Raw genomic sequence first — 10,563 nt, forward strand, 5'->3', positions numbered from 1 at the left:
GTGCGGGTCTTCGGGCCGTATGTCCGCTTCGCCGCGTCGGGGCAGGCAAAAGGACCGGAACGCCGTCCGGCGTCCCGGCCCCTGCGGGTGTCCGCGCCCGCCCGGGCGCTGTCAGAACCGCCCGGCGCCCAGGTCCCGCGACACGGCGCGGGCGCAGTCCCGTACCGCCGCGACCAGCTCGGGCCGCAGTTCACCGTCCCGGCACAGCCGTTCCACGGCCCCGGTGATGCCGACCGCGCCGACCGGCATGCGCCGGCGGTCGTGGATGGGGGCGGCGATGGAGGCGATGCCGTCCCAGGTCTCCTCGACGTCGGCCGCGTAACCACGCGCGCGCGTGATGTCCAGGATGTGCTCGAATCCGTCCGGCTCGCAGACGGTCCGGTCCGTGTACGCGGTGCGCTCGGCCTCCAGCGCCTCGCTGTGCGCGACCGGGTCGTAGGCGGACAGCACCTTGCCCAGCGCCGTGGAGTGCAGCGGCTGCATGGCGCCGATCTCCAGCACCTGCCGGCTGTCGTCGGGCCGGAAGACGTGGTGCACGATCAGGACGCCCTGCTGGTGCAGGACGCCGAGGTGGACGCTCTCGCCGCTGGACCGGGCCAGGTCGTCCGTCCACACCAGGGCGCGCGCCCGCAGCTCGTGCACGTCGAGGTACGTCGTGCCCAGGCGCAGCAGCTCGGCGCCCAGCTGGTAGCGCCCGGAGGCGTCGTCCTGCTCCACGAAGCCCTCCTGCTGGAGGGTGCGCAGGATGCCGTGCGCGGTGCCCTTGGCCAGACCCAGCGACGAGGCGATGTCCGACAGGCCGAGCCGCCGCTCGCCGCCCGCGAGCAGGCGCAGCATCGCGGCCGCCCGCTCGAGCGACTGGATGTTCCGTGCCATCGACGTACTGCCTCCGTCCCCTTCGACTGCCGACCTCGGCGTCGCTGACGTCGTTCGGCAATGCCGAACACTACCGGTCGATGCCGACCTCCCGCCAATGGTCGGCGGGCAACTGTTGCACTTCGGCCATGTGACCCGGTCGCCGGTACCGTCCTCCGGCAGCGGCCGGGAAGCACGGGCCGGCCCGCCCCGGAACTCCCTCCGCCTGGCCGCCTCCGGCCCGTCCGCCGGCTCGTCATGGCCCCTCCGGCCCGTCCCCCCGGCTCCGTCCTGGCCCCTCCTTCCCGGCCCGCTCGTGGCGCGGCCCCGGTCTCCGCCCGGCCCGTTCGCGGCTCGCCCGGGCGCGGCCCCGGTCTCCGCCCGGCCCGTTCGCGGCTCGCCCGGGCGCGGCCCCGGCCCTTTCCGAGGCCCGGACGGTCACCCCTTCGGCGGGCGCCCGCCCCGCCGCACCCGTCCGTCTCGTGGACGCCCCGACCATCCGTCCCCGGTCCCGGCTACCCTGGCGACGTGCGTTCTCCCCCGGGACGTTCCCTGCGGACGGCACCGGGCAGCGCAAAGCCGACAGCCGTCGCATCCTAGGGAGCCCCTTCATGGCCTCGTCGCCGTCCACCCCGTCCGCCGACACCCGCACCCGTGTCTCCGCCCTCCGGGAGGCGCTCGCCACCCGTGTGGTGGTCGCCGACGGAGCGATGGGCACCATGCTCCAGGCGCAGAACCCCTCGCTGGACGATTTCCAGCAGCTGGAGGGGTGCAACGAGGTCCTGAACGTGACCCGCCCGGACATCGTGCGCTCGGTGCACGAGGAGTACTTCGCCGCCGGCGTCGACTGCGTGGGGACCAACACCTTCGGCGCCAACCACTCCGCGCTGGGCGAGTACGACATCCCCGAGCGCGTCCACGAGCTGTCGGAGGCCGGCGCCCGGGTGGCCCGCGAGGTCGCCGACGAGTTCGCCGCGCGGGACGGCCGGCAACGCTGGGTGCTCGGTTCCATCGGCCCCGGCACCAAGCTCCCCACCCTCGGGCACGCCCCGTACACCCTCCTGCGGGACGCCTACCAGCGCAACGCCGAGGGCCTGGTCGCCGGAGGCGCGGACGCCCTGCTGGTCGAGACGACGCAGGACCTGCTGCAGACCAAGGCCTCCGTGCTCGGCGCCCGGCGCGCCCTGGACGCACTCGGCCTCGACCTGCCGGTGATCTGCTCGGTGACGGTGGAGACGACCGGCACGATGCTGCTGGGCTCGGAGATCGGCGCCGCGCTGACCGCGCTGGAGCCGCTGGGCATCGACATGATCGGCATGAACTGCGCGACCGGCCCCGCGGAGATGAGCGAGCACCTGCGCTACCTGTCCCGCCACTCCCGGATCCCGCTGTCCTGCATGCCCAACGCCGGCCTGCCGGTCCTGGGCAAGGACGGCGCCCACTACCCGCTGACCGCGCCCGAGCTGGCCGACGCACAGGAGACCTTCGTACGCGAGTACGGCCTGTCCCTGGTGGGCGGCTGCTGCGGCACGACGCCCGAGCACCTGCGCCAGGTCGTGGAGCGGGTGCGGGGCACCGCCCCCACCGAGCGCCACCCGCGCCCCGAGCCGGGCGCGGCCTCCCTGTACCAGAGCGTGCCGTTCCGGCAGGACACCTCCTACCTGGCGATCGGTGAGCGGACGAACGCGAACGGGTCGAAGAAGTTCCGGGAGGCGATGCTCGAGGGCCGCTGGGACGACTGCGTGGAGATGGCCCGCGACCAGATCCGCGAGGGCGCGCACATGCTCGACCTGTGCGTGGACTACGTGGGCCGCGACGGCGTCGCCGACATGGAGGAACTGGCGGGCCGCTTCGCCACCGCCTCCACGCTGCCGATCGTCCTGGACTCCACCGAGGTCCCCGTCATCCGCGCCGGTCTGGAGAAGCTCGGCGGCCGCGCGGTCATCAACTCCGTCAACTACGAGGACGGCGACGGCCCCGACTCCCGGTTCGCGAAGGTCACCAAGCTGGCGCAGGAGCACGGCGCCGCGCTGATCGCCCTGACCATCGACGAGGAGGGCCAGGCCCGCACCGCCGAGAAGAAGGTCGAGATCGCCGAACGGCTGATCGACGACCTGACGGGCAACTGGGGCATCCACGAGTCCGACATCCTCGTCGACTGCCTGACCTTCACCATCTGCACCGGCCAGGAGGAGTCCCGCGGCGACGGCGTCGCCACCATCGAGGGCATCCGCGAGCTCAAGCGCCGCCACCCGGACGTGCAGACCACCCTCGGGCTGTCGAACATCTCCTTCGGCCTCAACCCGGCCGCCCGCATCCTGCTCAACTCCGTGTTCCTGGACGAGTGCGTCAAGGCCGGCCTGGACTCGGCGATCGTGCACGCGAGCAAGATCCTGCCGATCGCGCGGTTCGACGAGGAACAGGTCACCACCGCCCTGGACCTGATCTACGACCGCCGCCGCGAGGGCTACGACCCGCTGCAGAAGCTCATGGCGCTCTTCGAGGGCGCCACGGCCAAGTCGCTGCGGGCCTCCAAGGCCGAGGAACTGGCCGCCCTCCCGCTGGAGGAGCGCCTCAAGCGCCGCATCATCGACGGCGAGAAGAACGGCCTCGAGGCCGACCTGGACGAGGCCCTGACGGAGCGTCCGGCCCTCGACATCGTCAACGAGACCCTCCTCGACGGCATGAAGGTGGTCGGTGAGCTGTTCGGCTCCGGCCAGATGCAGCTGCCGTTCGTGCTCCAGTCCGCCGAGGTCATGAAGACCGCGGTGGCCCACCTGGAGCCGCACATGGAGAAGACCGACGACGACGGCAAGGGCACCATCGTGCTGGCCACCGTCCGCGGTGACGTGCACGACATCGGCAAGAACCTCGTCGACATCATCCTCTCCAACAACGGCTACAACGTCGTCAACCTCGGCATCAAGCAGCCGGTCTCCGCGATCCTGGAGGCGGCCGAGGAGCACCGCGCCGACGTGATCGGCATGTCCGGGCTCCTGGTCAAATCCACGGTGATCATGAAGGAGAACCTGGAGGAGCTCAACCAGCGCAAGCTGGCCGCCGACTACCCCGTGATCCTCGGCGGCGCGGCGCTGACCCGCGCCTACGTCGAGCAGGACCTGCACGAGGTCTACGACGGCGAGGTCCGCTACGCCCGCGACGCCTTCGAGGGCCTGCGCCTGATGGACGCCCTCATCGGCATCAAGCGCGGGGTGCCGGGCGCGAAACTGCCCGAACTGCGCCAGCGACGGGTCCGCGCCGCCACCGTGGAGATCGAGGAACGCCCCGAGGAAGGCCACGTCCGCTCCGACGTCGCCACCGACAACCCCGTGCCCACCCCGCCCTTCCGCGGCACCCGCGTGGTCAAGGGCATCCAGCTCAAGGAGTACGCGTCCTGGCTGGACGAGGGCGCCCTCTTCAAGGGCCAGTGGGGCCTGAAGCAGGCCCGTACCGGCGAGGGCCCCTCGTACGAGGAACTGGTCGAGTCCGAGGGCCGGCCGCGACTGCGCGGACTCCTCGACCGGCTCCAGACGGAGAACCTGCTGGAGGCGGCCGTGGTCTACGGCTACTTCCCGTGCGTCTCCAAGGACGACGACCTGATCGTCCTCGACGACGACGGCAACGAGCGCACCCGGTTCACCTTCCCGCGCCAGCGCCGCGGCCGCCGCCTGTGCCTGGCCGACTTCTTCCGCCCGGAGGAGTCCGGCGAGAGGGACGTCGTCGGCTTCCAGGTCGTCACCGTCGGCTCCCGGATCGGCGAGGAGACGGCCCGCATGTTCGAGGCCAACGCCTACCGCGACTACCTCGAACTCCACGGCCTGTCCGTCCAGCTGGCCGAGGCCCTCGCCGAGTACTGGCACGCGCGCGTGCGCTCCGAGCTCGGCTTCGGCGGGGAGGACCCGGCCCAGATGGAGGACATGTTCGCCCTGAAGTACCGGGGCGCCCGCTTCTCCCTCGGCTACGGCGCCTGCCCCGACCTGGAGGACCGCGCCAAGATCGCCGAACTGCTCCAGCCGGAACGCATCGGCGTCCACCTGTCCGAGGAGTTCCAGCTCCACCCCGAGCAGTCCACCGACGCCATCGTGATCCACCACCCGGAGGCGAAGTACTTCAACGCCCGCTGAGGCCCCCGGTAGCCCGCTCCGCGGTCACATCAGGCGTTCTCGTCCCGCCCGACGTACACTGGTCGGTCCACTGCAGGCCGGTTCCCTTCGTGGGGGCCGGCCTGACCGTCCCTCAAGGAGGTACGTGGATGACCAGTACGGTCCCCGCGCTCGGAACCCGTACGGCCGAAGGCTCCGCCCTGCAGGCCGTGCTTCTCGACATGGACGGCACCCTGGTGGACACCGAGGGCTTCTGGTGGGACGTCGAGGTCGAGGTCTTCGCCTCCCTAGGCCACACCCTCGACGACTCCTGGCGGCACGTGGTCGTCGGCGGCCCGATGAGCCGCAGCGCGGGATTCCTGATCGAGGCCACCGGTGCGCGCATCTCGCTCGCCGAACTCAGCGTGCTGCTCAACGACGGCTTCGAGAAGCGCATCGGCCGTACCCTGCCGCTCATGCCGGGAGCCGCCCGGCTGCTCGCGGAGCTCTCCGCGCACGAGGTCCCCACCGCGCTGGTCTCCGCCTCGCACCGGCGCATCATCGACCGGGTGCTGACCTCGCTGGGCCCCCAGCACTTTGGCCTCACCGTCGCCGGCGACGAGGTGCCGCGTACCAAGCCCCACCCGGACCCGTACCTGGCCGCCGCGGCCGGACTCGGCGTGGACCCGGCCCGGTGCGCCGTCGTCGAGGACACCGCGACCGGAGTCGCCGCCGCGGAGGCCGCCGGCTGCCACGTCGTGGCGGTGCCCTCGGTCACCCCCATCACCCCGGCCGCCCGGCGCACGGTGGTCGGCTCGCTGGAAGACGTAGACCTGACATTTCTGCGTGGCCTGATGACACAAATGCGCTAGACCTTCACCCAGCGTGCAGCGGCGTTAACGGGGAATTCCGGAAACGGCCGCGCGAGGCGGCCCGGGGAACAGGCGCGGAAGAATTCGAGCCGCTCCGGATGGCCGAATTCCGGCACCTGTCGGCGAAAGCTCCCATGTGATGTTCCCCACGTTGCGAGGGGTCGACAGGGTGGTAACGCTGTGCTGCCCCGCCCCAGGCGAACGTTGTCGAGGTGCCCTTGTGTCCTGATTGGTGAAATGCTGCACCAATCCTTCCCCTGTCGGGTTTTCGGTGTGTCCACACCCGGTTTCGCTCCGTGATGAGGTCTCAACTCCGGTGGCTGCGAACCCCCGTGCGGGCGCGGACTAATCTCGTCGCGAGAACATCGGCCACTACCCCCGTGATCCGCCGCGACACCCCTGCATGCCGGATACACGGACCGACAGCTCTGGAGAAACTCGAGCATGAACCGCAAGACTTTGGTGCTGCCGGCCGTCGTGGGCCTGCTCGCGCCGGCGCTCGCCGCCTGCGGCGGGTCCGACAGCGGCAGCGACGGGGACGCGATCGTCGTCGGCACCACGGACCGGTTCACCGCCTCGAAGGAGGCACCCGCGCCCCTCGACCCGGCGTACGCCTACGATGTCGGCCTCTGGAACATCCTGCGTCAGACCTCACAGACCCTGATGGTCCAGCCCCGCGGCGACGGAGAACCCGTACCCGAGGCCGCCGAGCAGTGCGGGTTCACCGACACCGGCAACGAGCGCTACTCCTGCACCCTGCGTGACGGCCTGAAGTTCGCCAACGGCGACCCCGTCACCGCCCAGGACGTGAAGTACTCCATCGAGCGTGCCCTGTCCATCAAGGCCGAAAGCCAGGTGTACAGCCTGCTGTCCACCGTCGACACCGTCGAGACGCAGGGCGACCGCGAGGTCATCTTCCACCTCAACAGCGCCGACGCCACCTTCCCGTACAAGCTGTCGACCCCGGTCGCCGGCATCGTCAACCCGGACGACTACGAGAAGGACAAGCTGCGCGAGGGCTTCGAACTGGACGGCTCCGGCCCGTACACCATGAAGGCCGAGGTCAAGGACGGCGCACTGACCAAGGCCGTGTTCACCAAGAACCCCCACTACAAGGGGAGCCTGACGGTGAACAACGACAAGGTCGAACTCGTGTCGTTCGAAGACGCCGACACCATGGGCACGGCGCTCGACAAGGGCGACATCGACCTGATGACCCGTGCGATGACGCCGGAGCAGATCCAGAAGCTCTCCAAGGCCACGGGCGGCGACGTCGACCTGGTCGAGGTGTCCGGCCTCGAGATCCGGTACCTCGCCTTCAACACGAAGGCGACGACGGTGAAGGACAAGGCCGTCCGCACGGCGGTGGCCCAGCTCATCAACCGCAGCGAACTCGTCTCCGCGGTCTACGGCTCCCAGGCCGAGCCGCTGTACTCGATGGTTCCGGCCGGCATCACCGGGCACTCCAACTCGTTCTTCAACAGGTACGGAGACCCGGACGTCGCCAAGGCCAAGGCCATGCTGGAGGACGCGGGCGTCACCACTCCGGTCAAGTTCACGATGCACTACACGACGGACCACTACGGTGCCGCGACCAAGCAGGAGTTCGAAGTCCTGCAGAAGCAGCTGAACGACAGCGGCCTCTTCGACGTCGACATCGAGGGCACGCCCTGGGAGAAGTTCCGCCCGGCCGAGCTGGACGGCAAGTACGACGTCTTCGGCATGGGCTGGTTCCCCGACTTCCCGGACGCCGACAGCTTCATCGCGCCGTTCCTCGACACCAACAACACCCTCAACTCGCCCTACGCGAACCCGCGGATCATCAACACCCTGATCCCCGAGTCCCGGCGCGAGGCCGACCGGCTCTCCGCCGTGGACAGCCTGACCACGATCCAGGACATCACCGCCGAAGACGTCCCGATGATCCCGCTGTGGCAGGGCAAGCAGTACGTCGCCACCCGGGACGACATCACGGGCACGGCCTACGTCCTCAACTCCTCCTCCTCGCTCCAGCTGTGGGAGCTGGGCCGGGGCGTGAGCGGCTGACCGCCCACCGGACAGACCCCGAAGGGCGCCCTCTCCTCGTCGGAAGAGGGCGCCCTTCGGGGTTCTCGCGCGTCGGTGCCGACGCCTGCGGAGCGGCCTACTGCGCGCCGGGGCGGACCAGGCCGCTCTCGTACGCGTAGACCGCGGCCTGCACCCGGTCGCGCAGCCCCAGCTTGGTCAGCACATGACCCACGTGCGTCTTGACGGTGGTCTCGCTGACGAAGAGGTCGGCGGCGATCTCCGCGTTGGACAGACCGCGGGCCACCAGCTTCAGCACCTCGACCTCACGGTCCGTCAGCGTGTGCAGCGCGTCCGGCACCGGCTCCTCGCCGGAGGGCAGATGCGTGGCGTACTTGTCGAGCAGCCGCCTGGTGATGCTCGGCGCGAGCATCGCCTCGCCGCTCGCCACCACGCGGATCGCCTGCACCAGTTCGTTGGCCGGCGCGTCCTTCAGCAGGAACCCGCTGGCGCCCGCCTTCAACGCCTCCACCACGTACTCGTCGAGGTCGAAGGTCGTCAGCACCAGCACCTTCGCCGGGCCGTCCCGCTCGGGCCCGGTGATCTGCCGGGTCGCCTCCACACCGTCCATCCGCGGCATGCGGATGTCCATCAGCACCACATCGGGCTGCAGCGCCCGCACCTGGTCGAGTGCCTGGAGGCCGTCTCCGGCCTCGCCGACGACCGCGATGTCCTGCTCCGCCTCCAGAATCATCCGGAAGCCCGTGCGCAGCAGCGGCTGGTCGTCGACCAGTAGGACGCGGATGGCCACGTAAGTCTCCTTCTCGCTAGTCCGGTCCCATTCTGCCCTGCTCGGCGGCGCCGGAGTCGGCCGCCCTCACCGGCAGCGGATAGGGCGGGGGAGTACCGCCGAACTCCGGGCAGTGCGCCTGGTGGTCGCACCAGCCGCACAACTTGGTGGGACGCGGCCTCCACTCGCCCGTCTCGGTCGCCAGCCGGATGGCCTCCCACAGCGCCAGCAGCTTGCGCTCCACCCGCTCCAGGTCGGCGAGGACCGGGTCGTACGTCAGCACGTCACCGCTGCCCAGATAGACCAGCTGCAGGCGCCGCGGGACGACCTTCTTCAGCCGCCACACGACCAGCGCGTAGAACTTCATCTGGAACAGCGCGCCCTCGGCGTACTGGGGGCGGGGCGCCTTGCCCGTCTTGTAGTCGACGATCCGCACCTCGCCGGTGGGCGCCACGTCGACCCGGTCGATGATGCCCCGCAGCCGCAGTCCGGAGTCCAGCTCGGCCTCGACGAACAGCTCCCGCTCGGCGGGCTCCAGCCGGCTCGGGTCCTCCAGCGTGAACCAGCGCTCCACCAGCCGCTCCGCCTCGCTGAGCCACTGCGCCAGCCGCTCGCCCCCCGGGTCGTCGGCGAACAGCTCACCGACCTCCGGCCTGCTCTCCCGCAGCCGGTCCCACTGGCCCGGGACCAGCGACTTCGCCCGCGGCGGCGTGCGCTCGGCCGCCGGGGCGTCGAAGAGCCGCTCCAGCACCGCGTGCACCAGGGTGCCCCGCGTCGCCGCCTCGCTCGGCTTCTCCGGCAGGCGGTCGATGACCCGGAACCGGTACAGCAGCGGGCACTGCATGAAGTCGCCGGCCCGCGAGGGCGAGAGCGAGGCGGGCGCCTTGGCCACGGGCACCGGGGCGGCCGTAGCGGGGACCGTGGTGGTGGCCGCCGCGTCCGGCGCCGCGTCTCCTTGGTCCGCCGCCGCCGGCCGGGCGCGTCCGCCGGCGTCCTCGGCGACATCCTCGATGCTCGTCTCCATGCCCACAGACCTTACGGCCCGCGACTGACAGCCACCCAGCCCGCGGCCGTGACCCGTGGGGCGGAAGGGAACAGAGGGGTACCGGGGCGTTACGGGCCACGACGGACGCATACCATCGATAGAGACCCTCCCGCCCGGCAGGCGCGGGGGACGCTTCGAAACGAGGGGACACCGTGGACGTGAGCGGCGGGAGCGGGCAGCCGCGGTCCGGCAACGACGAGTCGGCCGAGCCCCAGGCAGGGACCCCGGCCGCCGAAGCCGCCCAGCGGGAACCCGCGGACTCCGGCCCACCCGAGGAACGCCCCGCGGACCGGTCCCGGACGACGGGGGAGGACCCCGAGGAACAGCCCCGGACGGCGACCGACACCGCCGAGAGCCATCCACCGGCACCGGGCCCCGGAACGCCGGATGCAGACGTGCCCGGTCGCGGGGCGCCCGGATCCGAGACCCAGGGGCGTGACGTGCCTGCCGGTGAGGGGCCGGGTTCCGAGACGCTGATCCTCAAGAAGCCGGGCCCCGCGACGCAGGGGCAGGACACTGCGGGAGCCGCCGCCGCGAGGAACGGGACAGGGCGGAACACCCCGGACGACGCCACCCCGCACCCGGACTCGCGGACGCCCCTCCGCCCGGCCGCCCCGACGTGGGAAACGTCCGCCGGCAGCGACGACGCCACCCGCCCACCGACGGACCCGTCCGCCGGCAGCGCGGGCACCGAAGGCCGACGGCCGGACTCCGCTTCCGGAGCCGACCGTCCCACGAGCCCACCGGCTGTCCCCTCCTCCAGCGGTGACGGCACCTTCCGCCCGCCGGCGGACCCGTCCGCCGGCGGCACCGACGCCGCAGGCCGCGGACCGCTCCCGCCCCCCGGTGACGGCGGCCACCCCGCCCAAGGGCCCGCGGAGCCCGGCCGCGGCAGCCGCGACGCCCGCGCCGACC

6 protein-coding genes and 1 pseudogene are annotated in these 10,563 nt (G+C 71.4%); 4 read left to right on the forward strand and 3 right to left on the reverse strand.

The genetic code is table 11. The features are described 5' to 3' along the window. Positions 1-111 precede the first annotated feature (111 nt). Positions 112-876: an IclR family transcriptional regulator gene (locus ACP4J0_RS35530; RefSeq protein ID WP_426603124.1), complete on the reverse strand. Its 765-nt coding sequence runs from the start codon at positions 874-876 to the stop codon at positions 112-114. A gap of 590 nt (positions 877-1,466) precedes the next feature. Between ACP4J0_RS35530 and metH the strand changes: the two genes are divergently transcribed. From metH to ACP4J0_RS35545, 3 genes are all read left to right on the forward strand, one after another. Next, positions 1,467-4,979 carry a methionine synthase gene (gene metH, locus ACP4J0_RS35535; protein WP_426603126.1) on the forward strand — a complete coding sequence of 1,171 codons (3,513 nt, stop codon included), beginning with the start codon at positions 1,467-1,469 and terminating at the stop codon, positions 4,977-4,979. Between the two features lie 128 nt (positions 4,980-5,107). Then, entirely contained in the window at positions 5,108-5,809 is a 702-nt protein-coding gene (locus ACP4J0_RS35540) for an HAD family hydrolase (RefSeq protein ID WP_426603128.1), read from the forward strand. Between the two features lie 444 nt (positions 5,810-6,253). Beyond that, positions 6,254-7,855: an ABC transporter substrate-binding protein gene (locus ACP4J0_RS35545; protein WP_426603130.1), complete on the forward strand. Its 1,602-nt coding sequence runs from the start codon at positions 6,254-6,256 to the stop codon at positions 7,853-7,855. Positions 7,856-7,952: 97 nt separating this feature from the next. Here ACP4J0_RS35545 and ACP4J0_RS35550 read toward each other — a convergent pair whose 3' ends face one another. Beyond that, positions 7,953-8,624: a response regulator gene (locus ACP4J0_RS35550; protein WP_398135286.1), complete on the reverse strand. Its 672-nt coding sequence runs from the start codon at positions 8,622-8,624 to the stop codon at positions 7,953-7,955. A 16-nt stretch (positions 8,625-8,640) separates the two neighbouring features. Beyond that, on the reverse strand, positions 8,641-9,627 hold the full coding sequence (locus ACP4J0_RS35555; protein ID WP_426603132.1) for a RecB family exonuclease: 987 nt from the start codon (positions 9,625-9,627) through the stop codon (positions 8,641-8,643). 461 nt (positions 9,628-10,088) lie between these two features. Between ACP4J0_RS35555 and ACP4J0_RS35560 the strand changes: the two are divergent. After that, positions 10,089-10,563: pseudogene (locus ACP4J0_RS35560) on the forward strand (hypothetical protein); the annotation flags it as partial.

This window comes from Streptomyces sp. WG7 (genome assembly GCF_049975785.1).
Lineage (GTDB): Bacteria > Actinomycetota > Actinomycetes > Streptomycetales > Streptomycetaceae > Streptomyces.